Origin of the sequence: Arthrobacter woluwensis (assembly GCF_030816155.1) — a bacterium.
GTDB classification, from domain to species: Bacteria; Actinomycetota; Actinomycetes; order Actinomycetales; family Micrococcaceae; genus Arthrobacter_E; species Arthrobacter_E woluwensis_A.
In genome coordinates, this window is the sequence record NZ_JAUSXR010000001.1 from 3,241,035 (window position 1) to 3,267,525 (window position 26,491).

A 26,491-nucleotide genomic window follows, 5' to 3' on the forward strand; every position below is an offset into this window, starting at 1 on the left:
GGGCGGGCCTCAGGCCCGCCCACTAGTATTTCGACAGTGTTGCCAGCACATGATCCGTGTGAGTCGATCGGAGTTTTCACCATGGGGTTCCAGGGAGTCGGAGTCAATCCGGGCCGCGTCATCGCTACCGTCAAGCACATGCCGGAGCCGTTGGCGGAGCCTCAGGCCGGGGAGACTCTGCCGCCGGGAGCGGACCCCGCGGAGGTGATCGCGGGCCTGAAGGCCGCGGCCCTGGCGGTGCACGACGAGCTCAAGGAACGCGCCACCCGTGCCAGTGAGGACGGCAAGGCCGTGCTCGAGGCCACCGCGCTCATGGCCAAGGACACCATGCTCCTCAAGGCCGCCGGGAAGCTGATCACCGCCGGCACCGGCGCCGAACGCGCCGTCTGGGAGGCGGCCGAAGGCGTGGCCGCCCAGTTCAAGGCTCTCGGCGGCTACATGGCCGAGCGCGCCACGGACGTGCTGGACGTGCGCTCCCGCCTCGTCGCGCAGCTGCGCGGCGTCCCCGCGCCGGGCATCCCGGCGTCGGCGACCCCCTTCATCCTCATGGCGGAGGACCTGGCCCCGGCCGACACCGCCACCCTGGACACCTCCGTGGTGCTCGCCCTCGCGACCTCCGGCGGCGGCCCCCAGTCCCACACGGCCATCATCGCCCGCTCGCTCGGCCTGCCGGCCGTGGTGGCAGCCGAGGGGATCGAGGAGATCCCCGAGGGCACCGAAGTGTACGTCGACGGCGCGGCCGGCCTGGTCGTCCCCGAGCCGGGCGACGAGGAGCGCGAAGCCGCCGCGAAGTGGGCGAGCAGCGCCGCGACCCTGGCCACCTTCGACGGTGAAGGCTCGACGGCGGACGGCCACCTCGTGCCGCTGCTCGCCAATGTGGGCAACGCCAAGGACGCCGAAGCCGCCGCGGCCCTCGGTGCGCAGGGCGTGGGCCTGTTCCGCACCGAATTCTGTTTCCTGGAACGCGACACCGAGCCGTCCGTGAACGAGCAGGCCGACGCCTACCGCGCCGTCTTCGCCGCCTTCCCGGGCAAGAAGGTCGTGGTCCGGACCCTGGACGCGGGCGCGGACAAGCCCCTGCCGTTCCTCACCGACACCACCGAACCGAACCCGGCCCTGGGCGTGCGCGGTTACCGCACCGACTGGACCACCCCGGGCGTGCTCGAGCGCCAGCTCTCCGCGATCGCCGTGGCCGCCGTGGACACCGAGGCCGAGGTCTGGGTCATGGCGCCGATGATCGCGACGCAGCCCGAGGCCGCGCACTTCGCCTCCCTCTGCGCCGGCGTGGGCCTGAAGACCCCGGGCGTCATGGTCGAGGTCCCGTCCGCGGCGCTGAACGCGTCCAGCGTTCTCAAGGACGTCGCGTTCGCCTCGCTCGGCACCAACGACCTCACGCAGTACACGATGGCCGCGGACCGTATGCTCGGCCCGCTCGCGAGCTTGAACGACCCGTGGCAGCCCGCCGTTCTCCGCCTGGTCCAGCTGACCGTCGAGGGCGCCAGGGCCGCCGGGGACAAAGCCGTGGGCGTCTGCGGTGAGTCCGCCGCGGACCCGGCCCTCGCCGTCGTGCTCACCGGTCTGGGAGTGAACACGCTGTCCATGACCGCGCGGTCGCTGGCCGCCGTCGGCACCGTGCTGAAGAGCGTCACGCTGGCCGAGGCGCAGGAGATCGCCGCGCTGGCCCTGAACGCCGCGACCGCCGTGGAGGGCCGCGCCGCCGTCCGCGCCCGGCTGCCGATCCTGGACGACCTCGGCCTGTAACGGCCCCGGTCTGCGACAGCGCCCGGAATTTCACCCGACCCCCACCGTTTCCACCTGAAGGAGAACCCCATGCCCGAACGCACAGCAGTCGTCGCCAGCGCCTCCGGCCTGCACGCCCGTCCCGCTGCGATCTTCGCCGAGGCCGCAGCCGAGCTCGACGTCGAGGTGACGATCGCCCTGGCCGGCACCCCCGAGGATGAGGCCATGGACGCCTCGAGCATCCTGTCCCTCATGACCCTGGGCGCCGGCAACGGCGACACCGTGGTCCTCCGCGCCGAGGGCCCGGGCGCCGAAGAGGCCCTGGACAAGCTCGCCACCCTCGTCGAAACCGACCTGGACGCCGAGTAACCCTCCCTGCCTTCCTGTCCACTGTCCCCGGCGGCTCCCGGGCCTCGCAAGCTCGGCTCGGGGCCCTCGCCGCCGGGGGCCCACCATAGGATGCCGGAATCACCCCGAATCGGGTGGAAAATGGCATCTTATGGAGCAGTCGACGATTAAGGCCCAGCCGCACACCACCGGCCCCCTCACCGCCGACGCCGCCTCCGGGCTGCGGCGAGCGCTCGACGGCGGGCAGGACGTCACCGTCTTCGTGGACGGCACGGTCTTCCGGCTCCCCGACGGCGCACGGGACGCCGTGGTGGACCTCCTGACGCGCCTGTCCCGCGGGGAGACCGTCACCGTGACCAGCGGCGATGCCGCCCACGCGGAGACCCGGGACCCGCTCGACGACGAACTGCTCACCACGAGCAAGGCGGCGGAGCTGGCCGGCATCTCCCACACGTACCTGCGGAACATGACGGACCGTGGTGAGATCCCGGTCCAGTACCGCGGCACGCACCGCCGGATCCGCCGCGGCGACATCACGGCCTGGCTGGCCGCGCAGAAGGCCTCACACCCCGGAACCGTAGACTGATCCCGTGCCCAAACTCTTCGGTCTTCACAACCTCTACGGCGCCCTCGCGGCGGTCCTCGTCGGGACGCTCCTGAGCCTGCTGAAGGCCGACGGACTGATGCAGCTGCTCTTCGTGGCGGTGGCGTACATCGGCGGATCGATCGTGGCGCATGACGTGCTGAAGAAGCGCCGGGCGGCCCACGAACCGGCGCCCAGCCCCGAGGAGGACCAGGGGACGCGCTTCCACCACTTCGACTCCCGCTCCCTGGACCGGATCCAGGAGGAACGGGCCCGTTCGGACCGCCGCGAAGCGGACGCGCAGCGCCTGCAGCCCGCTCCCCCGGCTCCCGTCACGTCGCCCGCTGAACGGCCGGCGCCCGCTCCGGCCACCTCGGCCCAGGACGAGTCCGCACCTCAGCATTTCGACGCCCGCGCGCTGGACCGCATCGAGCGCGAACGCCAGGCCACCGAACGCCGAGACACCGAACGTCGCGACACCGGCCGCCGGGACGGCTGAGAGGCAAGACCCGTGGGCGAAGGGCCGACGGCCCCTCAGATGCGCGGGCGACCGTGCCAGCGCGCCGCCTTCAGCGCCGCGTGCAGCTCCAGGCGGACGGAGCCCTTGAGCGGGTCGGCGCCGATGATCTGCCGGACCTTCGCGAGCCGGTTGTACACGGTGCTGCGGTGCAGATGGAGCTCGTCGGCCACGTCCTGCACGGTCCCGCCGGTGTCGTAGATCATCTCCAGCACCGGCCGCAGCTCCTGGTTCTTGTCCCCGGCCTCGAGCGCCGCGAAGTTGAGCGTGCTCGCCCCGCCCCAGTCCATGGGGCCCTGCGCCGCCGTCGCGAAGAACTGATAGATGCCCGTGTCGCGGCAGTCCACCAGCTCACCCAGGGACGGTTCGACGACGCCGGCGAGCGCCGCCGTCCGCGACTCACCGTAAGCGTCCGGCAGCTTCCGGATCTCGGCGAAGGGCTCGCTGAGCCCGATCACGATCCTCGGCCTGCCCTGTCCCGACCGTTTGGCGAGTTCCAGCTGGTAATGCACCAGGACCTGCGCATGCACCGCCCGGCCCTGCGAGGCCCGGAACAGCATGACGGAATGGCTGGGACGGCCTGCGCTGAAGAGAGCCTCCTGCACACCGACCGTGGACTGCAGCGCCGCGCTGCGGTGCGTCAGGGAGGCCGCGAGGGGGTCCTCGGGCTCGTGGCGCGCGCCGGCGTCGAGCACCGTGATCAGCTGCCAGGGGCCTTTGCCGTGCACCTCAGCCCAGTTCCCGACGGCGGCGATCGCGCCACGCTCCCCCGAGCAGGCGGAGAGGAACTCGACCTCGCGGCGCTTCCGCTGCTCCGATTCGGCCGTGTTGGATTCAAGGAGGAGGGTCGCCAGGAGCTCGATCTCGTGGCGGACCTCGGCGAGCTGACCCAGGATGGGAGCGGCACTGCTCTCCCCGCTGCTCTGCTGCACCCAGAGGTACCCGACCCGGAAGCCGCGCACCAGGAGCGGGACGCAGACACGGCCGAGCATGCCGAGCTCCTCGTTGGCCGGGACCACCACGGGACGCACGGCGGCCGAGATGCCATGCGAGAGCTGCCAGGCGCTGACATCCGGCGGGACCCTCTTGGTGAGCAGGAAATTGACCCGCACACGGTCCGCCTGCTCCTGATTGGAGCTGTAGGCCACGAGGAGACCGTCCAGGTCCTCCAGAGACAGGCCTCGCCCCAGGCGGGCGGCGAGCTGCTCGACGAGCTGTTCCACATCGGGTTGCTGCATGTCGTCCAGCCTACTGGACGGCAAGCTACACCAGGCGACAGTTGCCGCCACGGCCTTGAACAAATGTAGACAGCAAACAAGGAAAATCCCCGGAAATCCGCGGATCATCTTCAGCCACCAGGGCATCCGCCCTGTCGGGTGGCTCACACCGGACCTAAGCTGATCCCACAGAAACTTCCCCGGTCCGCACCGGGCCAGAGACCGGCCCGACGGACATGAACGTCATGGAGCCCCCACATGATCATCGGTGTCCCCAAGGAAATCAAGAACAACGAATTCCGCGTGGCCATCACGGCCTCCGGTGTCCACGAACTGCGCCACCACGGCCACGACGTCCTCATCGAGGCGGGGGCCGGCCTCGGTTCCGGCATCACCGACGCCGAGTACGAAGCGGCCGGCGCCACCCTGCTGGCGGACGCCGACGAGGTCTGGGCCCGTGCCGACATGGTCATGAAGGTCAAGGAGCCCATCGCCGCGGAGTACCACCGTTTCCGTGAGGGCCTCATCCTCTTCACCTACCTGCACCTGGCCGCTGAGCCCGAGCTGACCGCACGACTCGTGGAGTCCGGGGTCACGGCCATCGCGTATGAAACCGTGCAGGAAGGCCGCGCCCTGCCGCTGCTCGCCCCCATGTCCGAGGTGGCCGGCCGGCTCTCCGTGCAGGTGGGCGCCTCCTCGCTCCTGGCCCCGAACGGCGGCAAGGGCATCCTCCTGGGCGGCGTCCCCGGCGTGCGCCCGGCGAACGTCGTCGTCCTCGGCGCCGGCGTGGCGGGCACCAACGCCGCCGTCATGGCCATGGGCGCCGGTGCGGATGTCACCATCCTGGACATCAACATCAACCGCCTCCGCGAGCTCGACGCCCTCTATGGCGGCCGCCTCAAGACCGTGGCCTCCAACTCCTACGAGATCGAGCGCGCCCTGGTCGAGGCCGACCTGGTCATCGGCTCCGTGCTGATCCCGGGCGCCAAGGCCCCCAAGCTCGTCACCAATGAGCTGGTCGCCAAGATGAAGCCAGGCTCGGTCCTGGTGGACATCGCCGTGGACCAGGGCGGCTGCTTCGAGGACACCCACCCCACCACGCACGAGGACCCCACCTTCAAGGTCCACAACTCGATCTTCTACTGCGTGGCGAACATGCCGGGCGCCGTCCCGAACACCTCCACCTACGCGCTGACCAACGTCACCCTCCGCTACGCCGTGGCGCTGGCCAACCTGGGCGTCCGGGCCGCTTTCGAGCGCGACGCCGCCCTGGCCGCCGGCCTGAACGTGGCGGCGGGCAAGGTGGCGCACCACTCGGTCTCCGACGCCTCCGGCCTGGAGCTCTCCGACTGGCGCGAGCTGGTCTAGTCCGCTCTCCTCGCTTGTGACGGGTGGGGAGGGGTGAAGCTCTGGCTGCTATCCCTGCGGCCCTGCCCGCAGCTTTCGCTGCGCGCGGGGCCGCAGGGGCCCTTGACGCAGCCTGCCGCTTCACCCCTCCCCACCCGTTTGCTGTTAGCCTCCCCGGACCGGCCCGTCGCACTCGAACACCCCACACCACCGCGCGTCGGGCGGAGACCTCGCTCCCGAGGGAAGAAACACCCCGGGCTCCTTCTCCCCCTCGACCCTGCCGGCACCGTCGAGACGGCCCACGCTCACGTTCCGGCCCACGACGGCGGGGACCCGCCGAGGTGCGGGGTGAGGGGGTGGTGTTGCGGCCGCTTGCGTCAAGGGGCCCCATGCCCCGACCCGAGTGGAAGCCGACCCACCGCGCATGGGGATAGCAAGCAGAGCAATGCCACCCCCTCACCCCGCCAACCCACAAAACCCAGCCCCCGCCGTCGTGCCCATAAACTGAAGCAATGGGCCATATCGACGTTGCCGGCATCGACTACTTTCTTTCGGACGGCACCCAACTCCTCAACGGCGTGACCTTCAAGGTCCCCGACGGCACCAAGACCGCCCTGATCGGGCCGAACGGCACCGGCAAGACCACGCTCTTCCGCATCATCTCCGGCGATCTCAAGCCGGACGAGGGCGTGGTGGGCCGTTCCGGCGGCATGGGCATCATGCGCCAGTTCGTGGGCCAGGTCCGCGACGAATCCACCGTCCGCGACCTCCTGCTCACCACGGCCACCCCCGCCCTCGCGGCGGCCGGCAAAGCGGTCGAGGAGGCGGAGAACGCCATGCTGGAGCACGACGACGAGCCCACCCAGATGCGGTACGCGCAGGCGATCGTCGATTGGGGGGACGCGGGCGGCTACGAGCTGGAGACCGTCTGGGACGAGGTCTGCATGGCCGCGCTCGGCGTCTCGTTCGACAAAGCGGCGCACCGTGCGGCGTCGTCGCTGTCCGGCGGCGAGCAGAAGCGCCTGGTGCTGGAGGCACTGTTCTCCGGTCCGGACGAGCTGCTGCTCCTCGACGAACCGGACAACTACCTCGACGTGCCCGGCAAGCGCTGGCTCGAGGACAAGCTCCGGGAGTCCAAGAAGACCGTGTTCTTCATCAGCCACGACCGCGAGCTGCTGAACAACGCCGCGGACCGCATCGTGACCCTGGAACCCGGCATCAACGGCGCCGGCGCCTGGATCCACGGCGGCGGCTTCGCCTCCTATGTGCAGGCCCGCGAGGACCGCAACGCGCGCTTCGAGGAGCTGCGCAAACGCTGGGACGAGGAGCACGTCAAGCTCAAGGAACTGGTCACCATGTACAAGACCAAGGCCGCGTTCCGCTCCGACATGGCCAACAAGTACCAGGCCGCCCAGACCCGTCTGGCGAAGTTCCTGGAGGCCGGTCCGCCCGAGGCCCTGCCCCTCGAACAGAACGTCCAGATGCGCCTGCGCGGCGGCCGCACGGGCAAGCGCGCCGTGGTGGCGGAGAAGCTCGAGCTCACGGGCCTCATGAAGCCGTTCTCCACGGAGATCTGGTTCGGCGACCGGGTGGGCGTGCTGGGGTCGAACGGGTCGGGCAAGAGCCACTTCCTGCGGCTGCTGGCTCTGGGCGGCACGGATCCCGAGCGGGAGCACCTGCCGGTCTCGGACATCCAGATCCGCGAGGTGCCCCACGAGGGAACCGTGAAGCTCGGGGCCCGCATCCGGCCCGGGTACTTCGCCCAGACGCACTCCCGGCCCGACCTGGCCGGGCGCACCCTCCTGGACATCCTGCACCGGGGCGACGAGCACCGTTCCGGCCTGGGCCGGGAAGCCGCTTCCGGCGCGCTCGACTCCTACGGGCTCGTGGCGCAGGCGGAGAACAAGTACGAATCGCTCTCGGGCGGTCAGCAGGCGCGTTTCCAGATCCTGCTGCTGCAGCTCTCCGGGGCCACGCTGCTGCTCCTGGACGAGCCGACGGACAACCTGGACCTCCACTCGGGCGAAGCGCTGGAACGCGCGATCGACGCCTTCGAGGGGACCGTCCTGGCCGTGACGCACGACCGCTGGTTCGCCAAGTCGTTCGACCGCTTCCTGGTGTTCGGCTCGGACGGCAAGGTCTACGAGTCCGAGGAGCCGGTCTGGGACGAGAAGCGGGTGGAGCGCGCCCGCTAGTCGCGTCCCGCACCCCTTCCTTGTCCACGAGAAGCCACCTCAGCACAGTCCGGGACCCCGGCATGGTGCTGAAGTGGCTTCTCGCGTCTCAGGAGGAGCTCAGCGTGCGATCCTCCGCGCCTCTTCGATCAGGCGCAGCCCGGCGAGCGGTCCTGTCTCACCGGCCACCTCGACGGGCGCAGGACCTTCGCCGCGCACGTGACGCGCCAGGAGCCGGTAGAACTCCTGATACCCGCCGGGCTCACTCGTCACGGGCCGCACAGCGGTACCGTCGCTGAACGTCCCGGACGCCTCCTCCGGCTCCACGCCGTAGCCGGGGTCGGACGGACGCAGCCCCGCCGACAGCTGGCGTTCCTGCGGGTCGTAGCCGTATTTCAGGTAGCTCCCGGCGCTCCCGCGGACGTCGAACACCGGGCCCGGCTGGGCGGCGGAAAGGGTCATCGACAGGTGGCTGAGCACCGGCGCCCCACCGCCTTCCGGGGCGTGCTCGAGGACGAGGAACGCGTCGTCGTCGGCCGGCTCACCGGGGCGGCGCGCCGCGATCTCCGCATGGACGACACGTGCTGGGCCGAAGAGCTGCAGGGCGCAGTCCACCAGGTGGGTGCCCAGGTCGAAGAGCAGGCCACCGCCCCGCTCCACACCCGAAGCCTGTTTCCAGGCCTTGGAGAACCCCGGCGACCACCGCTCCATGCCGGCGTTGAACCGGTGCACGTCCCCCAGCGCCCCGTCCGCCAGGAGCTTCTGAAGGGTGAGGAACGCGTTGTCCCAGCGGCGGTTCTGATACACCGCCAGCGTGCGCCCCAGCCGCTCCGCGAGCGCCACGAGCTCCTCACCCTGTGCACTGGTGACGGTGAACGGTTTGTCCACCACGACGTCGAGCCCCGCTTCCAGCGCGGCTTTCGCCTGCGGGTGGTGCAGTTCGGGCGGGGTGGCGATGACCACGAGGTCCAGTTCCGCCGCGCGGGCGAGGACGTCCTCGAAGCCGGGCACCACCGTCACCTCGGGGTACGTCTCCCGCGCCGAGCCGGCACGCTCAGGATTGCCCGTGACGATCACGTCCAGGCTGAAGTCGGGGCTGTGCTCGATCAGCGGTGAGTGGAAGGCCCGGCCGGCCAGTCCGTAGCCCACCACGGCGGTTCTCAGGGGTGCGGGTCGCTGCATGGTCCTCAGTGTCCCAGCAAACGGCGCCCCTGTCCCCTGCCCGCCCGGAAACGAACAGGCCTGGGAGAGTCAACAGCCCTGCAACGACGAGAGCCCCGGGGAACGCTGAACGTTCCCCGGGGCCTTCGGCTCCGATGCGCCGGCCGCTCACCTCAGGGTGAACGGGGCGTCGGCAAGCGGTGAGTCACCGCCGGATGGTGTTACTTGTGGGTGGAACCCTTTTCCCAGCCGACCGTGGTCCAGTCCGGGACGTGGGTGTCCGTGGCCTGGTTCGCGAAGAGGGTCGGGCCATAGTTGGCCAGGCCCTTCTTGACGAACTCGATCTGCGGGCCGTTCAGGACCGGGCCGAGGGTGAAGTACTGCTTGGCGTAGTCCTTCTCCACATCCAGGGCTTCCTTGTTGCGCTTGGCGTCGTCAGCCTCGGACTGCAGAGCGGCGATGCGCTTGTCCAGGTCGGCGTTGCCGAGGCCGTTGCGGTCGCTCTCGGTGGAGTAGTACTGGCCCACGGCCTGGGTGGCGTCGGAGCCGACCGTGTAACCGGACATGGTCACGTCGAACTCGCGGTCGCCCACGATCTTGCCGAACTCGGCGCTGCCGCGCTGGTCGATCCCGACATCCATGCCGGCGGCCTGGAGCTGCTTCTGCAGGGTCTGCACGGAGGCGAGGACGGTGGGATCGTCACCGAAGTTGGTGATCTTGAAGGTGACGGGCTTGCCGTTCTTCTCCATGATGCCCTTGGCGTTCGGCTTGTAACCGGCGTCGCTCAGCACCTTCTTGGCGGCGTCAGCACCCTGCTCCTGCACCGGCCAGTTGTCCTGGTAGTACTTGGAGAACGGCATCAGCATCATGGTGCCGGAGTTGGGCTCTTCCCAGTTCAGACCGTTGAAGCGGACCTTGCGGATGGCTTCGCGGTCGACGGCGGTGAAGATGGCCTTGCGGACGGCGACGTCCTGGACGCCCGGACGCTTGGCGTTGACGTTCAGACCACCGGCGAACAGACGCTGGCCACGACGGATGTCGGTGTCCTTGGTGCCCTCGAGCTGCTTGTAGCGGCCCACGGTGCGGCCACCGGTCGCGTCGATCTCACCGTTCTTGAACGCGGCGATCGTGGCGGAATCCTCCATCTGGCGGAAGACGACCTTGTCGAGCACCGGCTTGTTGCCCCACCACTTCTCGTTCTTGACCATGCTGACGGTCAGAGCGGCGGAGTCGAACTTCTCCACCTTGAACGGGCCGGCCATCCACTCGGGGTGCATGTTGTTGTTGAAGCCCTTGTTGAAGATCTCCGGGGTGTTGACCTTCGGGTGGACGATACCGGCGAAGAAGGACGCCAGCGGGTACACGGGCTGCTTGACCGTCACGACGACGTCCTTGTCGGTCGCACCACGGGTCACAGACTCGATGTACTTGTAGGAGCCGGAATCGACGATGTCGTAGTCCTTGTTGGTGCCGTTGAGCACCTTCCAGGTGTTCTCGAAGGTCTTCCAGTCGATGGGGGTGCCATCGTTCCAGGTCGCCTTGTCGTTGATCTTGATGTTCAGGATCTGCTTGCCGTCCTTGACCTCAGACTTGAAGTCCTCGCAGAAGTCCTTGTCCAGCTCGAAGTCGCCCACCGCGGTGGTCTTCCAGCAGCCGTAGTAGAAAGCCTGGTTGATCGGACCCATGAGCGCGGTGTTGTCGGAGGAGTTTCCGCTGTTGCCGAAGCCGTTGAAATCGGGGCCGATGTTGCCCAGTTCCAGAGTCAGGGTGCCGCCCTGGTCCAGGTCCTTGACGTCTTTCGGGTTGGTCTGGATCAGCTTGGAGACGTCCGAGCCGGACCCCTCGGCCTTGGCGCTCTCGGGGCCCTTGGCCGTGCCGCCGCCGCAAGCGGTCAGCGCCAGCGTGACGGCCGCCAGAGTGGCGACGCCGAGCGTGACTTTCTTTTTCATACTGTTCCCTTCAAAGGAGCGAGGGTTGGGTTTCCCACTGTCATCAACGATATTCACGCAGCGCTGTCCGATGAGTCGTGCAGCACCAGCATGTCCGCATCCATCTCCCCGTTCGGGTAGAAGCAGGCGAACTGGTGGTCCCCTCCACCATTCTCGAGGGGAGGTTCAAGTTCCAGGCACTTGGTCCTCTTGTCCTCAGGCAAGGCAGCGAAAATGGGGCACCGGGAAGCGAAGTTGCATCCTCGGGGGGCATCCAATGGCGTTGGAAGGTCTCCCTTGAGGATGATCCTCTCCCGTGAGCGCTCCGCCTCGGGATCCGGAACCGGAATCGCCGAAAGCAGTGCACGGGTGTAGGGGTGCCGGGGATTGTCGAAGACGCTGTCCACGTCGCCGACCTCCACGATCTTCCCCAGATACATCACAGCCACCCGGTTCGAGATGTGACGTACAACTGAGAGGTCGTGAGCCACCATGAGGTAGCTCAGACCGAGTTCCGCCCGGAGCTTGTCCAGGAGGTTGATGACCCCGGCCTGGACGGAGACGTCCAGCGCAGAGACGGGTTCGTCCAGCACCACGAGCTTCGGGTTCACGGCCAGGGCACGGGCGATGCCGATGCGCTGGCGCTGACCGCCGGAGAACTGGTTGGGGAAACGGTTCACGTGGTCCGGCTGGAGACCCACCAGCTTCATGAGCTCCATGATCCGCTTGCGGATCTCGGACTTGGGGGTGCCCAGGTTCTCGAGGGGCTCCGCGAGCGCCTCGTACACGGTGAAGCGGGGATCCAGGGCGCCCGTGGGGTCCTGGAAGACGATCTGCAGCGACTTCCGCATGGCGGTCTTCTCGCCGGCCGAGGTGGCGGCCTTCGAATTCACGCCGCCGATGGTGATCTCGCCCGGCTGATCCTTGCTGAACTCCATGATCTCCAGGAGCGTGGTGGTCTTGCCACAGCCGGACTCGCCCACGATCGAGAAGCACTCGCCTTCACGGATGTCGAAGCTGAGGCCGTCCACGGCCTTGACCGTGCCGATCCGCTTCTTGAAGAGCGACCCCTTCATGAGGGGGAAGTGCTTCTTGACGTCCTTGAGTTCCAGCACGGTGGTGCGGTCGGTCCGCGGGGTCCCCTCGAACTTGGACACCGGCACCGGGGGCGCCTTGAAGATCTCATGGACGTCGACGCCGGCGCCGAACTCCTCCATCTTCACGCAGGCGGCGCGGTGGCCGTCGTCGCCGGGCACGAGGCGCAGCGGCGGCTCGCCGCTCAGGCACTCCGGACCGGCCAGGGGGCAGCGCGGCGCGAAGGAGCAGCCGGTGGGCGGGGTGATGAGGTTCGGGGGCATGCCCTCGATCGGGACCAGGGACGTCTCAGCGGAGACGTCGACGCGCGGCACGGCGCCCAGCAGACCCATCGTGTACGGCATGCGCGGGGCGTAGTAGAGCTGGTCCACCGAGCCGGTCTCCACCGGCTTGCCCGCGTACATGACCATGATGTCGTCGGCCATGCCGGCCACGACGCCGAGGTCGTGGGTGATCATGACCAGCGCGGCGCCGGTCTCCTCCTGCGCCTTGTGCATGACCTCCAGCACCTGCGCCTGGATGGTGACGTCCAGGGCGGTGGTGGGCTCGTCGGCGATCAGGACGCGCGGGTCGTTCGCGATCGCGATCGCGATCATCACGCGCTGGCGCATGCCGCCGGAGAATTCGTGCGGGAAGGACTTCAGGCGGGCCTGCGGGCTGGGGATGCCCACCAGGGTCAGGAGTTCGACGGCGCGGGCCTCCTTCGCCTTGCCGCTCATCCTCGGGTTGTGGACCGTCAGCGCCTCGATGATCTGCGCGCCGATGGTGAAGACCGGGGTCAGCGAAGAGAGCGGATCCTGGAACACCATGGCCAGGTCATTGCCGCGGTACTTGCACATCTGCGAGTCCGTGAGGCCCAGGAGCTCCTGGCCGTGCAGCCGGACCGAGCCCGTGATCTCCGCCGTCTCCGGCAGCAGGCCCATGATCGCCATGGACGTGACGGACTTGCCGGAACCGGATTCGCCCACGATGCCGAGGGTTTTGCCGGGCAGGAGGTCGAAATCGACGCCTCGGACGGCGTGCACCACGCCGTTCTCCGAGTTGAAGCGGACGTTCAGGTCGCGGACGGAGAGCACCGGTTCGCCGGGGGCGTGCAGTCCCGCGACGTGGAGGCGTTCGGTGGTGTCCAGTGCTCCGGTGCCTTGTGTCACGGTGCCTTCCTGCGTGCTGTCGTGCTGGGAAGCGCTCATACCGCCGCCTCCACGGTGTTCTTGCGGGCCTTGCGCGACTTCTTGGCCTTGCCCACGGAGCTGGAGCTCGGGTCGAAGGCGTCGCGGAGGCCGTCATTCATCATGGCCATGGAACCGGTCAGGGCGAACATGGCCAGGAGCGGGAACCAGAACATCCACGGGAAGCTGCTGACCTGCTGGCTGGCCTGGCCGATCAGGATGCCGAGGCTCATGTCCGGCGGCTTGATGCCGATGCCGATGAAGGAATACGCCACCTCGGAGAGGATCGCCAGGGTCACGCCGCGGGTGATCTCCAGGACCAGCAACGAGCCGATGTTGGGGATCAGGTGCTTCCAGACGATGCGCCAGGTGGAGACGCCCATGTAGCGGGCGGCCTTGACGTAATCCCGTTCGATGAGGGACATGGAGATGGAGCGGATGAGTCGCGCGGCGCCCATCCAGCCGAACACCAGCAGGACCACGGTCAGCAGGAACCAGCTCGGGAGCGCGTCCTTCAGGTCGCCGCCGTTGCCGCTGGTGACCACGGCCACCACGAGCAGCGAGGGCATCATGATGAGCGCTTCGAGGATGAAGAGCATCACCTTGTCGACTTTGCCGCCGTAGAAGGCCATGACACAGCCGTAGACGGCTGCCACGAGCATGGAGCCGACGCCCACGATCAGGCCGATCAGAATCGAGGTCCGCACCCCTTCGACCATGAGGACGTAGAGGTCCACGCCGGCCTGGGTGGTGCCGAAGAAGTGGTCAGCGGAGGGGCCTTCGCCGATGAAGGCGGGGTCGATGTCGTTCTTGGTCCAGGGGGTCAGGAACTGACCCACCAGGGAGAAGACCGTCAGGGCCAGGAAGAGGATCAGGCCCGCCACGGCGGTCTTGTTCCGGAGGAAGCGGCGGAAGATGATGACGCCCTTGGCGATCACCACGCCGTCGTCCGTCGTGAGAATGTCCGCCTCTGTCTCAGGCTGGACCGCTTCAACAGTGGACATCAGGAAACCCTCACTCTCGGGTCGACCAGGGTGGTGGCAAGGTCCGCGAGGATGGCGCCGACGGCGAAGATCACGGAGCCGTAGGCCAGCGTCGCGGTGGCCGCGTTGACGTCCTGCTTGCCGATCGCGTCGATGCTCCAGAAGCCGACGCCGGGCCACGCGAAGATGGCCTCGGCGAAGAAGCCGCCCGCGAAGATGGCCGGCACGGTGAAGGCGATGGTCTGAGCGACGGGAATGAAGGAGACCCGCAGCGCGTGGCGCCGGATGGCCTGGTTCCGGGTGAGGCCCTTGGCCCTGGCGGTGCGGACGAAGTCGGCGTTGACGTTGTCCAGCAGATACTGGCGCTGGGCGATCTGATAACCGCCCCAGCCCACCAGGGTGATGGCGAAGGTCGGCACCACGTAGTGGGCCACGAGGTCCACGAAGGCGGGCCATCCCGGCTCCACGCCGGGTGTGGAGATGCCGGTGACGAAGAAGATCTGCTGACCGGTGGCGTCGTTGATCCAGATCGCCGCCAGCTGCACCAGGAAGTAGGCGATCGGGGCCGGAACGATGTACGTCAGGTAGGAATAGCTGGTGATCGCGCGGTCCGAGGCCTTGTACTGCCGTGCGGCCGTGAACACGCCGAGCGCGACGCCGATCACGAGCGTCAGGAAGATCGCGGCAATGAACAGGCGCGTGGAGACCCACACACGGTCACCGAAGGCCGCGTTGACCGATCCGCCGGCCGGGCTCATGCCCCAGTCCCAACGGGTCACGATGCCCGTGAGCCACTGGACGTAGCGGTCCCAGGCGCTCATGGCGGGATCGAGTCCCTTGAGCGCCAGGGAGTGCGCGACCTGTTCGGGGGTGGGCCGCGGGATCTTCTCCTGCTCGATCAGGGCCGGCTTCATGGTGGAGACCGCCAGGAAGTATCCGGCCGAGGTGGTCAGGAAGATCATGACCACATAGGTCGCCATGCGCTTGAGGAGATACTTGATCACTGACGTCCGCCCTTCTCACGCACGGCGTGCAGGCGTGAGGGCGTACGGCTACCGCGCAAGGCAGGGGCCGTGGATTTTTGGTGCACGGGGTTTCCTTCCAGACTGCCGCGGGCTCGTGGCCTGTGTGCGGCGCGTCACATTCCACGGGAAAAGTACCACGAACCAGACGGTCTGAAAGGCCTATTTCACTCCTTGGCAATCAGATCGTTATCTAGCTACCGGTCGGTAACGCAGGGTTGCGCAAGGAGTGGACACCCGACGGCCCTCACTATAAAGTGACCGTTTCACATCTCCTCCGGCCGTGCCGAACGATCCGCCAGCTCGGATGCACTTTTCCGCCGTGCCGCCGCCGTCTACAGTTACTTGCAACATAAGCATCAACGAGGAGCGGATATGTCCGGAATTGTGATTGTTGGCGTCGACGGTAGCGAGACCGCGGCCCGGGCTGCCGCAGCGGCCTACAAGCTGGCCCAGGGCCTCGAAGCCCGGCTGCACGTGATCACCGCCTTCGACAAGGACAACGTCGAGGTCTTCGGCAGCGGCAGCGACACCTTCATCATGTCCGACGCCGATGACGCGCAGCGTGTGGCCAAGCAGGTCGCCGAGGGCCTGGGCACGGACGTCGAGTACCTGTCCGCCCGCGGCAAGCCGGCCGACGCTCTCCTGTCCGAGGCCGAGCGCCTCGGCGCCGATGTGATCGTGGTCGGCAACCGCCGCATGAGCGGCATCGGCCGCGTCCTGGGTTCCGTCGCGAACACGGTCGCGCACAACGCCCCCTGCGACGTCTACATCGTCAACACCACGGTGTCCTGACCGGTCTCCCGACCAGCGCACGCACCGGCCGCGCGTTCACGCGCAGCCCACACGACGACGGCGCCGTCCCCCGAGGTTCCCTGCGGAACGTCCGGTGGGCGGCGCCGTCGTCGTGAGGCCTCCGATCAGGCCTCGAGGTCGAGCTGGTAGGTCAGGAACGGCGTGCGGGTGGAGAGGCGGTCGTAGACGGCGCGGGCACGGTAGTTGTCCTCCGAGGTGATCCACCGGACGTGGCTCCAGCCTTCCTCCCGGGCCTGGGCGCGGATCGCGTCGAACAGGGCGTCCACGACGCCTCCGCCACGCCCCGCGGGGTCCACGAACAAGTCGTCCAGGTAGCCGGCGACCACGCCGAGCGTGGGACGCACGACGGGCCGCACATGGGCCAGGCCCACCAGACGTCCCGGAGTCGCAGGATTCTCGGCCACCAGGCCGGTCAGGCGGCCGTCCTGAAGCCACGACCAGACGACGTCCCGGTGCTCCGGGGTGAGCTCACGGCCGTAGAAGGCGCAGTACCCCTCGAACAGCCGGGCCCACTCCTCCCGGTCGCCGTCGGTCAGCGTGCGGGTGATCCACTCGGTCATCCCGGTCCTCTCTCGAATCGTTCCGCTCCCGGCGTTTCCGGCCCTCGGAGGCCCGGCTCGCGCTGATGCCCGCGGTGGGGAGGCTCAGCGGATCGCCGGCTTTCGGTCACGCGGCAGACACTCAGTCGAGCAGCAGCGCGGGTTCTTCCATGATCGCCGCGACATCGGCCATGAAGCGCGCCGAGAGGTCCCCGTCGACCACGCGGTGGTCGAAGGAGCCGCCGAGCGTGGTGATCCAGCGCGGGATGACCTCACCGGAGACCACCCACGGCTTCTGCTTGATGGTGCCGAACGCGACGATCGCCACCTCACCGGGGTTGATGATCGGAGTGCCGGTGTCGATGCCGAGGGCGCCGATGTTGGTGACCGTGAGGGTCCCGTCCCGCATGTCCGCCGGGCTGGTCTTGCCCGCCCGGGCCGTGGTGGCGAGCTCATTCAGGGCCACCGCGAGTTCCTTGAGGGAGAGGTCCTGTGCGTCCTTGATGTTGGGGACGAGCAGACCGCGCGGCGTGGCGGCGGCGATGCCGAGGTTCATGAAGTGCTTGACGTGGATCTCATCGCCCTCAGGACCGGACACCCATTCCGAATTCACACTGGGATTGCGCGCGGCGGCCCAGATGACCGCCTTGGCCAGGATGAGGAGCGGGGAGACCTTGATGCCTTCGAAGTCGCGGGACTTCTTGAGGCGCTGCACGAACTCCATGGTGCGACTGGCGTCGATGTCCACGAAGATCGAGACGTGCGGGGCCTGGAAGGCGGAATCCACCATGGCCTTCGCCGTCGCCTTGCGCACGCCCTTCACCGGGATGCGTTCGATCCGGCGCTCCGGATTCCTCGCCGGAGCGGTCCAGAACTTGCCGGCCTGATCCTGCTCGGCCTCCCGCTGGGACTGGTAGCTCACCAGGTCCTCACGGGTCACCTCGCCGCGGGCGCCGGTGGGGGTCACCAACGCGAGATCGATCCCGAGGTCGCGGGCGATCTTGCGGACCGGCGGCTTCGCCAGCACCCGGTTGACGAGGCCGGTCAGGGCACCGCCGATACCGGGGCGCTCCTCGCCGGCGGCCCCCGTGGCCGACGGCGCGGGAGGTGCGGACGGGACGGGAGGCGTGGACGGGGCTTGCTGAGCCGGCCGGACGACGGCGGCCTGCGCGGGAGCCTCCGGGGTCTGAGCGGCGGCCGGGGCCTGAGGGGCTGCCTGGGCGACCGGTGCCGGCGTCGCGGCTGACGCGCCGTTGCGGCGCGGGCGCCGCTTGACCGCGTCGGCCTTCGGGCCGGAGCCCACGAGGGGGCCCGGGGCCTCGGAGTCGTCCACAGGGAGTGTGCCGTAGGTGACCCGGGGGGACTCGGCCGCAGCGGACGGCTGGGCCGCAGGTGCGGCCGGCGATGCGCCGTCGTCGTCCACAGTGCTGTCTTCTGCGGCGCCCACCGCGATGATCGGGGTGCCCACGTCGACCGTCTTGCCTTCGGGAACCAGGAGCGCGGTCACGGTGCCGGCGAACGGGGACGGAAGCTCCACGAGGGACTTCGCGGTCTCGATCTCGCAGAGGACGTCGTTGATCGCGACCGTGTCCCCCACCTTGACCTTCCAGGACACGATCTCGGCCTCGGTCAGGCCTTCGCCCACATCGGGGAGATTGAATTTCTGCGTGCTCATGATTTCCCTAAACTCCGTGGCTCAGTAGGAGAAAGCGCGGTCGAGTGCTTCGAGGATGCGGTCGATGTCCGGCAGGTAGTGTTCCTCCACCTTCGCCACCGGATACGGCATGTGGAAACCGCCCACCCGGATGACCGGCGCCTCCAGGCTCAGGAAGGCGCGTTCGCTGATCCGGCTCGCGATCTCTCCGCCGATCCCGCCGAAGGTCGGGGCCTCGTGCGTGACCAGGAGGCGGCCGGTCTTGCGGACCGAGGCCTCCACGGTGTCGAAATCGATCGGGGAGATGCTCCGCAGATCGATGACCTCGATGCTGCGGCCGTCCTCCTCCGCGGCAGCGGCCGCCGCGAGCGCCACCGGGACGAGCGGACCATAGGCGACCAGCGTGGCGTCGGAGCCTTCCCGCACCACATGAGCGCTGAACGGATCCGCCGACGTGCCGGGATCCTCCGTGTTCACCTCACCCTTCAGCCAGTACCGCTTCTTGGGCTCGAAGACGATCACCGGGTCCTGGCATTCAATGGCCTGCCGGGTCATCCAGTAGGCGTCATGCGGGTTGGACGGGGTGATGATCCGCAAGCCCGCCGTGTGGGCGAACAAGGCCTCGGGGGACTCCGAATGGTGCTCGATCGAACCGATGCCGCCGCCGTACGGGATGCGGATGGTCACGGGCAGCGTCACCGCTCCGCTCGTCCTCGCGTGGTACTTGGACAGCTGAGTGGTGATCTGGTTGAAACCGGGGAAGACGAAACCGTCGAACTGGATCTCGCAGACCGGCCGGTAGCCGCGCATGGCCAGGCCGATCGACGTGCCGATGATGCCGGCTTCCGCGAGCGGGGAATCGACCACGCGGTCCTCGCCGAACTCCTGCTGCAGGCCGTCGGTGACCCGGTAGACGCCGCCGAGGGCTCCGATGTCCTCGCCCATCAGCAGGGTCTTCTCATCCTGGCCCAGGGCCTCGCGAAGGCCCTCGTTGATGGCCTTGGCAATGGTCATGGTGGTCATGGCTCAGCCCTCACCCGCGCCTTCCGCGTTCTCGAATCCTGCCTCGTACTCTCGGAACCACTGCAGTTCCTCCTGGACCAGAGGATGGGCCTGCGAGTACACATGAGCGAAGGCTTCCTCCATGCTCGGGCCCTCCATCGCCAGCACGGCCTGACGGACGGAGTCCGCCAGTTCCTGACCCTGACGACGGACCTCCTCGAAGAAGGAGTCATCCGCGAGGCCCTCGGCCCGGAGGTAGGTCTCCAGACGCGTGAGGGGGTCCTTCGCACGCCACTGGTCCTCTTCGGAACTCGTGCGGTACTTGGTGGGGTCGTCGGCCGTGGTGTGAGCGCCCAGGCGGTAGGTGAAGGCCTCGATCAGCACCGGGCCCTCTCCCTTGCGGGCACGGTCGAGCGCCCACTGCGTGACCGCGTGCACCGCCAGGATGTCGTTGCCGTCCACGCGAACTCCGGGGAAGCCATATCCCTGGGCGCGGTGCGCCAGGGGGACCTTCGTCTGGACCTTGGACGGCACCGAGATCGCCCAGTGGTTGTTCTGGCAGAAGAACACCACGGGAGCCTTGTAGCTGGAGGCGAAGACCATCGCCTCGTGGACGTCGCCTTCGCTGCTCGCGCCGTCACCGTAATAGGCGACGACGGCGGCATCCTCCGCCGCCTGGCCCTTCGCCTGAGCGGAGGCCTGGTCACGCTGGATGCCCATGGCGTAGCCGACCGCGTGGAGCACCTGGGCGGCAAGCACCAAGGTGTAGATGTTGAAGTTCTTCTCCTGGGGATCCCAGCCGCCGTGAGTGACACCGCGGAAGATCCTGAGCAGGTCCGACATGTCGAGGCCGCGGGACAGCGCCACCCCGTGTTCGCGATAGCTGGGGAAGACGAAGTCCTCGGGGCGGAGCGCGTGCCCGGACCCGATCTGGGCCGCTTCCTGGCCGGTCAGAGGGACCCACAGGGCCAGCTGGCCCTGGCGCTGGAGAGCGGTGGCCTCCTGGTCGAAGCGGCGCACCACGGCCATGTCACGGTAGAACGCACGCAGCGCCTCGGGATCCAAGGACTCGACATACGGCCCGAACACCGGGTCCTCCCGACGGTTCCCCTGAGCATCCAGAAGCTGGATCATGTCCCCGCCGGCCGGCTGGGATGCCGGGTCCTGGTGAGTCTCCGGGTGATCGTCGAGTTCCTCGTCATTGAATTCAGTGGTCGGCAGCTGCCCTACGCCCATGCCGTCTCCTTGCCTCCGTCCCACACCTCGTGGGAATCAATCGATATATTCCGCCCTAGGCATGTATTCCCGAGGTGGAATATATCTGGTCCGGGGATCACTTTAGCCGGATTTCCGGGAGAAGTGATCATTAAGTCGTGAACGCAACGGAATACACGCGACCCCTCAGGACCGCCTGAATTCCTCACACAGTTCGATGAATCGCGAGTTCGCCTCAGGCTCGCCGATACTGACCCGCACGCCCTCCGGAGCGAACGCCCGGACCGACAGTCCGTTCGTTCCGGCCAGTTCGGCGAAGCGGGCCGTGTCCTCGCCCAGCGGCAACCAGACGAAGTTGCCCTGAGCCTGGGGGATCTCCCAGCCCTGGGATGCCAGAGCGGCGACCACACGCTCACGCTCGGCCACCACGCCGTCCACCCGCTCCAGGACCTCCGGAAGATGGTCCAGCGATGCGACGGCGGCGCGTTCCGCCACCTGAGACACCGCGAAAGGAGTCGCGGACAGTCTGAGGTACTGGGTCACCTCGGGATGGGAGACCGAGTAACCGACGCGGAGACCCGCCAGGCCATGGGCCTTGGAGAAGGTCCGCAGCACCACGACATTGGGATAGCGTTCCAGGAACTCCAGACCCTTGACGGCATCGGGATCACGGACGAATTCGACATACGCCTCATCGATCACCACCAGGACGTTGGCCGGAACCTTCGCCAGGAAGTCATGGGTCTCCTGGGTCCGCAGGACGGGACCCGTGGGGTTGTTCGGAGTGCAGAGGAGGATCACCTTGGTGTTCTCGGTAATCGCCGCGGCCATGGCGTCGAGGTCATGGCGTCCGTCGGACAGCAAGGGGACCTGAACGCTGCGGGCTCCGGCCAGGCCGACACAGATGGGGTACGCCTCGAAAGAACGCCACGCGTAGAGAACTTCGTCCTGGCTCCCGTCCGGATTCTGCCCTGCGAAGGCTCCGATGATCTGCACCAGGGCCCCAAGGCTCCCGGCGCCGGTGACCACGTCCTCGGCGGGCACGCCGAACTCTTGGGCGATCCGTTCCCGCAGCTGAGTGACCAGGGGATCGGGATAGCGATTGAAGCCGTCGAAGCCCGCCACGGCCTCCTTGACCTGCGGCAGGGGGCCAAGCGCCACCTCGTTGGAGGAGAGCTTGTAGCTGGTCAGCCCTTCCAGGACGCGCGGCGGCTTGCCGGCCGTGTACTTGGGAAGGAGTCCCACTGCGGGACGGGGAAGGATTTCCTGACCGTGGTCTGCGGACACGCCCTCGGAGGGCGACACATGGGAGCTCATATCTCCACCCTAATTGCCGGGCCTACGCCCAGACAGGTATGACAGCATGGTTGCATGGCGAAGTTCCTCCTGCGTCTGGCGATCAATGCGTTCTCCCTCTGGGTGGCGGCCTGGCTTCTGCCCGGGCTCACCCTGTCCACGGGAGCAGCCCAGAACCTGGTGGCCGGCGCGGCTCCCTCAGCGCCCGCGGACACCCTCGGAAGCATTCTGGCGTACCTCTTCATCGGCCTGATCTTCGCGGTGGTCAACGCGTGGATCCGGCCCGTGGTCCGCTTCCTGGCACTGCCCGTGACGGTCCTGACGCTCGGTCTGTTCACTCTCGTGATCAATGCCGCCATGCTCTACCTCACCTCCTGGCTCAGTGGTTTCACGCCCGTCCACCTCGGAATCGACACTTTCTTCTGGACGGCTGTCCTGGGTGCGCTGATCATCAGCCTGATCTCCCTGATCACGGACCGTCTCTTCGACCGGGACAAGGACCGCTGAGCCGGCCGGGGCTCTGACGGCGCAGGGGCGGACGCGCACGCGTGGTCAACGTGATCAGCGCCGGCACTGGTCCTCACCCAGCGGCGGCTCATGGGCCGTGTAAACGGTCCGCGTGGCTTTTCTGACCGAGTCCGGGGAAGTGTCTAGCCGGTCGGGACCCAGGATGTCCGCGAGCACCTTCTGATGCCTGAGCACTCCTGGATCGTGGCTGGTCTCCAGTCGATCCGCTGCCGCGATGTAGTTGCCGATATCGTGAGCGTTCCTGATCTTCGTCGGCACATCGAAAGTGCCGGTCACCATTTCCACCGGTCTCCCTTTGGCCATCCCGGACAAGACCGGGTCGACCGTGGCCGTCTCCGCGGAGAAGCGCGCCGTCACCACGTTCGGCCTTCGCGGGTTGTGCACCCCGTCCAGCGCAGGAACCATGTCCCGCTGGTTCTCGAGCGCCAGCACGCTCGCGTCCACGCGGCCCAGGAATCGGCCGACCGGCGAACCCGCGGTGTTGACGGCGCGGACCGTGTACGTGGCGGTGAAATCCTTGTTCGCGGCGAGCGCCACCGCGTTGATGCCTCCCTGGCTGTAGCCGTTCAGCACGATGTCGTCCTTCCTGGTGACGTGCTCCGCCTCGAGCGCTTTCACCACGGCCGCCTGGGTCTGGGTGAGATAGCTCCGGCGCTCCGTTCCCTGAGCCATCGCCGAGATATCGCCTTTGAGGTCGTCGGTGGTGTCCGGGGAGTCGAACGGCGCCCACTTCTCAGTGCCGGGAATGCTCACGATCACGGCGTAACTGCCGTCAGTCCGGGGGTACTTGTCCACCACGACGGACGACAAGGGGATCGGCTTCTCGCCCGGGGTCACGGGCCCATCACCAGCCGCACGATTCGCGCTCCGGAACGCTGAACCCAGGAAGGTCCCGGGCGTGGGGGCCGGAGGCACGGAATGCCATCGCTCGGCTGTCACCGTCACCGCGTCCTGCCGGAGGCGTGCCTCCTCCACGCCCCCGTCCCAGGACGACAGGGCATGAGTGAGAGCATCCACGGAGTCCTTGGCCCCGGTGGCGCTGAGCGCCCTGACATATTCGTCCCGGGCTCGCGGGTCGATCATCCCCAGGACATAAGCGAGCAGCCCTGGCACGAGCCACAGCCCGGACTGAATCAGATCCCCCGCACCGGCCACCGTCGATTCGGCGCCGCGTTCGGCCTCCTGATAGGAGGTGGCCGTGCCTCGAAGTGAAGCAGACAGAGACCGTAACGCCGAGACGACTCCGTCAAGGAGTGCGGTGGCCTGGTTCACCGCCATTCCGCACTGACTGACCCGTGCCCCGCCCGCCGGCCCCGGACTCAGATCCAGATTCAGGTCCAGAATCGCCTCCCATCGGCCCTGGATCCCCTGAAGGCACCTCAGCAGACCGTCCGCGACGAGATCGATCCGCCCCGATGCCGTCCAGAGCTCATCCGGATTGACGCTGACCATGCTGTACCGCCCGTTGATCCAGAAGCCGGTCTCGCCCGACGTGTCGGCCATCATCGCCCCTCGTAGTGGATCGCCGGACCCGTGTCACCATCGGCTGCACCTCCGGGCCGCAGGGCGGACGCCGGCCCCCTTCCACCGCTCGACGACACCGCACTGGAGTAGGAGTACAGGAGCATCAGTGCCGTCCGCGCCGCCTCCATCGCCTCGCCGGCGCGAAGGAGGCTGCGCCGTCGTTCCTCCAGGGCCGTCCGGTACGCGTTTCCCGCCGCCGATGCCCAGCCCAGACCGCCTGCCTGACGTAAGGCGGCGAGGGCCGTGGTGAGTTCGTCCCGTTGCCGCCCGATCCAGAGCGCGAGCTCCACGAGCCCTGCTCCAGCGTCGCCCTGCCCGCCCCGGGGATTCGCGGACCTCTGATGCACCGCGTCCATGTCGTTCCTCCTCACTCGATGGATGCCGCCCTGACTCCACGCTAGGAGCTCGGGCCCTTCGCAGGAGGAGGGGACGTGACCATGTGGACGGAGCACGTCACGCATTGTCCACATGGCCGCTCCGAGATGAGACAGCCGCCCTGCCCGTGAAAGAATGAGCACATGGCTGAAACCACTGCGCGCATCCCGTCCGGACGTCTCTCCCTGGCTGCAGGCGAGGGCCAGATCGCCCTAGGGCCCCTGGACGGCCGGTACCGTGCAGCCGTGGCACCCCTCGTGGACTACTTGTCCGAGGCCGCGCTGAACCGTGACCGCGTCGCCGTCGAGGTGGAGTGGCTGATCCACCTCACCTCGAATTCCGTCCTTCCCGGCTCGGCCCCGCTGAGCCAGGAACAGCAGGAGCAGCTGCGCGCCATCGTCACCGAGTTCAACGCGGACTCCGTGGCCGAGCTCGCGGAGATCGAGGCCGTGACGGTCCACGATGTGAAGGCCGTGGAGTACTACATCGGCCGCCGCCTGCCGGCCATCGGGATCGAATCCCTGACCCCCATGGTGCACTTCGCCTGCACCTCGGAGGACATCAACAACCTCTCGTACGCGCTCGGTGTCAAGGGCGCCGTGGAAGACGTCTGGCTTCCGGCCGCACGCGCCCTGGTGGACCAGATCGGCGCCATGGCCACGGAGAACCGTGACGTCCCGATGCTGTCCCGCACCCACGGTCAGCCTGCCACCCCCACCACGCTCGGCAAGGAACTCGCCGTCGTGGCTCACCGCCTCAGCCGCCAGCTGGACCGGATCTCCCGCACGGAGTACCTCGGCAAGATCAACGGCGCCACCGGCACCTTCGCCGCCCACGTGTCCGCCGTGCCGGCTGCCGACTGGACCGAAGTCTCCCGGACCTTCGTCGAGGGTCTGGGCCTGGACTGGAACCCGCTGACCACCCAGATCGAAAGCCATGACTGGCAGGCGGAGCTGTACGCGGACGTCGCCCGCTTCAACCGCATCCTGCACAACTTCTGCACCGATGTGTGGAGCTACATCTCCATCGGGTACTTCGCGCAGATCCCCGTGGCCGGCGCCACCGGTTCCTCCACCATGCCGCACAAGGTCAACCCGATCCGCTTCGAGAACGCTGAAGCCAACCTCGAGATCTCCAGCGGACTGCTCGACGTCCTGGCCTCGACCCTGGTCACCTCCCGCTGGCAGCGTGACCTCACGGACTCGTCCTCGCAGCGCAACATCGGTGTCGCTTTCGGGCACTCCCTGCTGGCCATCAGTAACGTGGTCAAGGGCCTCAAGCAGCTCAAGGTGTCCGTGGACGTCCTCGCCACCGATCTGGACGGGAACTGGGAGGTCCTCGGCGAGGCCATCCAGACCGTGATGCGTGCCGAGGCCATCGCGGGTGTTCCCGGGATGGAGAACCCGTACGAGCGCCTCAAGGACCTCACGCGCGGCCACCGCGTCGACGCGGCGCGCATGCAGGAGTTCGTCTCCGGCCTGGGCCTCTCGGACGAAGCCCGGGACCGTCTCCTCCAGCTGACCCCCGCGTCCTACACGGGCGTGGCGGCGGCACTGGTCGACTACCTGAAGTAGCCCCGGCCGTGCGCCTGTTCCTCGTCCGGCATGGCCAGACGCCCAGTAACCTGCTCCGCGCCCTGGACACGGGGCGCCCGGGTCCTGGGCTGACGGACCTGGGTCTGGAACAGGCGCACGCTCTCGTGGAACGGCTGTCCGCGGAACACCTGGACGCCGTCTACGCCTCGCCCCTGCTGCGGGCCCAGCTCACTGCCGGCCCGCTCTCCCAGGCCAGGAACCTCCCGGCCACCGTGCTCGAGGGCCTGGAAGAGATCGGCGCCGGCGTGCTCGAAATGCTGAACGACGACGACTCGTGCTCCAGCTACGGCGCTCACGTCATCGCCTGGGCCCTCGGCGACACCCTGTCGCGGATCGACGGCGCCGAAGATCACACCGCCTTCTTCCGCCGCTTCGACGCCGCGGTGGACCAAATGGCCCGGACCCACGGTTCCGACGCCAGTGTCCTGGCCATCAGCCACGGCGCGGCGATCCGCTGCTGGACCGCGGCCCGGGTGACGCACGACGGCGCGTTCGACGTCCGTCTGCCACTCGCCAACACCGGGATCGTCGCTCTCGAGGGGGCACCGGGATCCTGGCGCCTCACCGGCCTCCTCTGACGCGCGACCCGCCCGCCTGACCCACCCAGGCCGCCCGGGCTCACGGGACCCGCCCTGACCCGCCCTGGGCCTACCCCAGTCCCGC

At 68.0% G+C, this 26,491-nt stretch carries 23 protein-coding genes; 10 read left to right on the forward strand and 13 right to left on the reverse strand.

Features of this window, described 5'->3' with window-relative positions:
- Positions 1–81: 81 nt before the first annotated feature.
- The 4 genes from ptsP to QFZ52_RS14910 all read left to right on the forward strand — a co-directional run bounded on the left by ptsP (position 82) and on the right by QFZ52_RS14910 (position 3,170).
- Positions 82–1,761, forward strand: a complete 1,680-nt coding sequence (gene ptsP / locus QFZ52_RS14895) for a phosphoenolpyruvate--protein phosphotransferase (protein ID WP_307498401.1) — start codon at positions 82–84, stop codon at positions 1,759–1,761.
- Between the two features lie 69 nt (positions 1,762–1,830).
- A complete protein-coding gene (locus QFZ52_RS14900; protein WP_066213729.1) occupies positions 1,831–2,109 on the forward strand; it encodes an HPr family phosphocarrier protein in 279 nt (92 codons plus the stop codon).
- 130 nt (positions 2,110–2,239) lie between these two features.
- Positions 2,240–2,674: a helix-turn-helix domain-containing protein gene (locus QFZ52_RS14905; RefSeq protein ID WP_307498402.1), complete on the forward strand. Its 435-nt coding sequence runs from the start codon at positions 2,240–2,242 to the stop codon at positions 2,672–2,674.
- A 4-nt stretch (positions 2,675–2,678) separates the two neighbouring features.
- Complete coding sequence (locus tag QFZ52_RS14910) at positions 2,679–3,170, forward strand: hypothetical protein (RefSeq protein WP_307498403.1); 492 nt, start codon at positions 2,679–2,681, stop codon at positions 3,168–3,170.
- A 35-nt stretch (positions 3,171–3,205) separates the two neighbouring features.
- On the opposite strand, the gene QFZ52_RS14915 is transcribed toward QFZ52_RS14910, so the two are convergent.
- Positions 3,206–4,426: a PucR family transcriptional regulator gene (locus tag QFZ52_RS14915; protein WP_307498405.1), complete on the reverse strand. Its 1,221-nt coding sequence runs from the start codon at positions 4,424–4,426 to the stop codon at positions 3,206–3,208.
- Positions 4,427–4,663: 237 nt separating this feature from the next.
- Here QFZ52_RS14915 and ald point away from each other — a divergent pair, with 237 nt between their 5' ends.
- Together ald and QFZ52_RS14925 are read left to right on the forward strand one after the other, a co-directional pair.
- A complete protein-coding gene (gene ald / locus QFZ52_RS14920; protein ID WP_307498406.1) occupies positions 4,664–5,773 on the forward strand; it encodes an alanine dehydrogenase in 1,110 nt (369 codons plus the stop codon).
- A 491-nt stretch (positions 5,774–6,264) separates the two neighbouring features.
- The gene (locus QFZ52_RS14925; RefSeq protein WP_307498408.1) at positions 6,265–7,947 is read left to right on the forward strand and encodes an ABC-F family ATP-binding cassette domain-containing protein; all 1,683 of its coding nucleotides are present in this window, start codon (positions 6,265–6,267) and stop codon (positions 7,945–7,947) included.
- 99 nt (positions 7,948–8,046) lie between these two features.
- On the opposite strand, the gene QFZ52_RS14930 is transcribed toward QFZ52_RS14925, so the two are convergent.
- The 5 genes from QFZ52_RS14930 to QFZ52_RS14950 all read right to left on the reverse strand — a co-directional run bounded on the left by QFZ52_RS14930 (position 8,047) and on the right by QFZ52_RS14950 (position 15,266).
- On the reverse strand, positions 8,047–9,108 hold the full coding sequence (locus QFZ52_RS14930; protein ID WP_307498410.1) for a Gfo/Idh/MocA family oxidoreductase: 1,062 nt from the start codon (positions 9,106–9,108) through the stop codon (positions 8,047–8,049).
- Positions 9,109–9,308: 200 nt separating this feature from the next.
- Positions 9,309–11,036 (reverse strand): ABC transporter family substrate-binding protein, encoded by a 1,728-nt coding sequence (locus QFZ52_RS14935; protein WP_307498411.1) that lies wholly within the window; start codon positions 11,034–11,036, stop codon positions 9,309–9,311.
- A 53-nt stretch (positions 11,037–11,089) separates the two neighbouring features.
- Entirely contained in the window at positions 11,090–13,300 is a 2,211-nt protein-coding gene (locus QFZ52_RS14940; protein ID WP_307498412.1) for a dipeptide ABC transporter ATP-binding protein, read from the reverse strand.
- Complete coding sequence (locus QFZ52_RS14945) at positions 13,297–14,283, reverse strand: ABC transporter permease (protein ID WP_307498413.1); 987 nt, start codon at positions 14,281–14,283, stop codon at positions 13,297–13,299. Before QFZ52_RS14945 ends, QFZ52_RS14940 begins: the two co-directional genes overlap by 4 nt.
- Entirely contained in the window at positions 14,283–15,266 is a 984-nt protein-coding gene (locus QFZ52_RS14950) for an ABC transporter permease (protein ID WP_307498414.1), read from the reverse strand. Before QFZ52_RS14950 ends, QFZ52_RS14945 begins: the two co-directional genes overlap by 1 nt.
- 393 nt (positions 15,267–15,659) lie before the next feature.
- On the opposite strand from QFZ52_RS14950, the gene QFZ52_RS14955 reads away from it, so the two are divergent.
- A complete protein-coding gene (locus QFZ52_RS14955) occupies positions 15,660–16,079 on the forward strand; it encodes a universal stress protein (RefSeq protein WP_278267670.1) in 420 nt (139 codons plus the stop codon).
- 125 nt (positions 16,080–16,204) lie between these two features.
- On the opposite strand, the gene QFZ52_RS14960 is transcribed toward QFZ52_RS14955, so the two are convergent.
- The 5 genes from QFZ52_RS14960 to QFZ52_RS14980 form a co-directional block, all read right to left on the reverse strand.
- On the reverse strand, positions 16,205–16,660 hold the full coding sequence (locus tag QFZ52_RS14960) for a GNAT family N-acetyltransferase (protein WP_307498415.1): 456 nt from the start codon (positions 16,658–16,660) through the stop codon (positions 16,205–16,207).
- A 121-nt stretch (positions 16,661–16,781) separates the two neighbouring features.
- The gene (locus tag QFZ52_RS14965; RefSeq protein ID WP_307498417.1) at positions 16,782–18,314 is read right to left on the reverse strand and encodes a dihydrolipoamide acetyltransferase family protein; all 1,533 of its coding nucleotides are present in this window, start codon (positions 18,312–18,314) and stop codon (positions 16,782–16,784) included.
- Between the two features lie 21 nt (positions 18,315–18,335).
- The gene (locus QFZ52_RS14970; protein WP_307498418.1) at positions 18,336–19,316 is read right to left on the reverse strand and encodes an alpha-ketoacid dehydrogenase subunit beta; all 981 of its coding nucleotides are present in this window, start codon (positions 19,314–19,316) and stop codon (positions 18,336–18,338) included.
- 3 nt (positions 19,317–19,319) lie between these two features.
- Positions 19,320–20,531, reverse strand: coding sequence for a pyruvate dehydrogenase (acetyl-transferring) E1 component subunit alpha (gene pdhA / locus QFZ52_RS14975; RefSeq protein WP_307498419.1), 1,212 nt, complete (start codon positions 20,529–20,531; stop codon positions 19,320–19,322).
- A 165-nt stretch (positions 20,532–20,696) separates the two neighbouring features.
- Entirely contained in the window at positions 20,697–21,827 is a 1,131-nt protein-coding gene (locus tag QFZ52_RS14980) for a histidinol-phosphate transaminase (RefSeq protein ID WP_307498420.1), read from the reverse strand.
- A 54-nt stretch (positions 21,828–21,881) separates the two neighbouring features.
- Between QFZ52_RS14980 and QFZ52_RS14985 the strand changes: the two genes are divergently transcribed.
- Positions 21,882–22,313 (forward strand): phage holin family protein, encoded by a 432-nt coding sequence (locus QFZ52_RS14985; protein WP_307498421.1) that lies wholly within the window; start codon positions 21,882–21,884, stop codon positions 22,311–22,313.
- Positions 22,314–22,367: 54 nt separating this feature from the next.
- Here QFZ52_RS14985 and QFZ52_RS14990 read toward each other — a convergent pair whose 3' ends face one another.
- Complete coding sequence (locus tag QFZ52_RS14990) at positions 22,368–23,840, reverse strand: WXG100 family type VII secretion target (protein ID WP_307498422.1); 1,473 nt, start codon at positions 23,838–23,840, stop codon at positions 22,368–22,370.
- The gene (locus QFZ52_RS14995; RefSeq protein ID WP_307498423.1) at positions 23,837–24,214 is read right to left on the reverse strand and encodes a hypothetical protein; all 378 of its coding nucleotides are present in this window, start codon (positions 24,212–24,214) and stop codon (positions 23,837–23,839) included. The genes QFZ52_RS14990 and QFZ52_RS14995 overlap by 4 nt, the downstream gene beginning before the upstream one ends.
- A gap of 162 nt (positions 24,215–24,376) precedes the next feature.
- Between QFZ52_RS14995 and purB the strand changes: the two genes are divergently transcribed.
- Positions 24,377–25,807, forward strand: a complete 1,431-nt coding sequence (gene purB / locus QFZ52_RS15000; RefSeq protein ID WP_307498424.1) for an adenylosuccinate lyase — start codon at positions 24,377–24,379, stop codon at positions 25,805–25,807.
- Positions 25,808–25,815: 8 nt separating this feature from the next.
- On the forward strand, positions 25,816–26,406 hold the full coding sequence (locus QFZ52_RS15005) for a histidine phosphatase family protein (protein WP_307498425.1): 591 nt from the start codon (positions 25,816–25,818) through the stop codon (positions 26,404–26,406).
- Positions 26,407–26,491: the final 85 nt, after the last annotated feature.

Bases quoted from the DNA above. Each gene is read 5' to 3' on its own strand.
- ptsP (WP_307498401.1), top strand. From the start codon at position 82: ATGGGGTTCCAGGGAGTCGGAGTCAATCCGGGCCGCGTCATCGCTACC.
- QFZ52_RS14900 (WP_066213729.1), top strand. From the start codon at position 1,831: ATGCCCGAACGCACAGCAGTCGTCGCCAGCGCCTCCGGCCTGCACGCC.
- QFZ52_RS14905 (WP_307498402.1), top strand. From the start codon at position 2,240: ATGGAGCAGTCGACGATTAAGGCCCAGCCGCACACCACCGGCCCCCTC.
- QFZ52_RS14915 (WP_307498405.1), bottom strand. From the start codon at position 4,426: ATGCAGCAACCCGATGTGGAACAGCTCGTCGAGCAGCTCGCCGCCCGC.
- ald (WP_307498406.1), top strand. From the start codon at position 4,664: ATGATCATCGGTGTCCCCAAGGAAATCAAGAACAACGAATTCCGCGTG.
- QFZ52_RS14925 (WP_307498408.1), top strand. From the start codon at position 6,265: ATGGGCCATATCGACGTTGCCGGCATCGACTACTTTCTTTCGGACGGC.
- QFZ52_RS14930 (WP_307498410.1), bottom strand. From the start codon at position 9,108: ATGCAGCGACCCGCACCCCTGAGAACCGCCGTGGTGGGCTACGGACTG.
- QFZ52_RS14935 (WP_307498411.1), bottom strand. From the start codon at position 11,036: ATGAAAAAGAAAGTCACGCTCGGCGTCGCCACTCTGGCGGCCGTCACG.
- QFZ52_RS14940 (WP_307498412.1), bottom strand. From the start codon at position 13,300: ATGAGCGCTTCCCAGCACGACAGCACGCAGGAAGGCACCGTGACACAA.
- QFZ52_RS14945 (WP_307498413.1), bottom strand. From the start codon at position 14,283: ATGTCCACTGTTGAAGCGGTCCAGCCTGAGACAGAGGCGGACATTCTC.
- QFZ52_RS14955 (WP_278267670.1), top strand. From the start codon at position 15,660: ATGTCCGGAATTGTGATTGTTGGCGTCGACGGTAGCGAGACCGCGGCC.
- QFZ52_RS14960 (WP_307498415.1), bottom strand. From the start codon at position 16,660: ATGACCGAGTGGATCACCCGCACGCTGACCGACGGCGACCGGGAGGAG.
- QFZ52_RS14965 (WP_307498417.1), bottom strand. From the start codon at position 18,314: ATGAGCACGCAGAAATTCAATCTCCCCGATGTGGGCGAAGGCCTGACC.
- QFZ52_RS14970 (WP_307498418.1), bottom strand. From the start codon at position 19,316: ATGACCACCATGACCATTGCCAAGGCCATCAACGAGGGCCTTCGCGAG.
- pdhA (WP_307498419.1), bottom strand. From the start codon at position 20,531: ATGGGCGTAGGGCAGCTGCCGACCACTGAATTCAATGACGAGGAACTC.
- QFZ52_RS14980 (WP_307498420.1), bottom strand. From the start codon at position 21,827: ATGAGCTCCCATGTGTCGCCCTCCGAGGGCGTGTCCGCAGACCACGGT.
- QFZ52_RS14985 (WP_307498421.1), top strand. From the start codon at position 21,882: ATGGCGAAGTTCCTCCTGCGTCTGGCGATCAATGCGTTCTCCCTCTGG.
- QFZ52_RS14990 (WP_307498422.1), bottom strand. From the start codon at position 23,840: ATGATGGCCGACACGTCGGGCGAGACCGGCTTCTGGATCAACGGGCGG.
- QFZ52_RS14995 (WP_307498423.1), bottom strand. From the start codon at position 24,214: ATGGACGCGGTGCATCAGAGGTCCGCGAATCCCCGGGGCGGGCAGGGC.
- purB (WP_307498424.1), top strand. From the start codon at position 24,377: ATGGCTGAAACCACTGCGCGCATCCCGTCCGGACGTCTCTCCCTGGCT.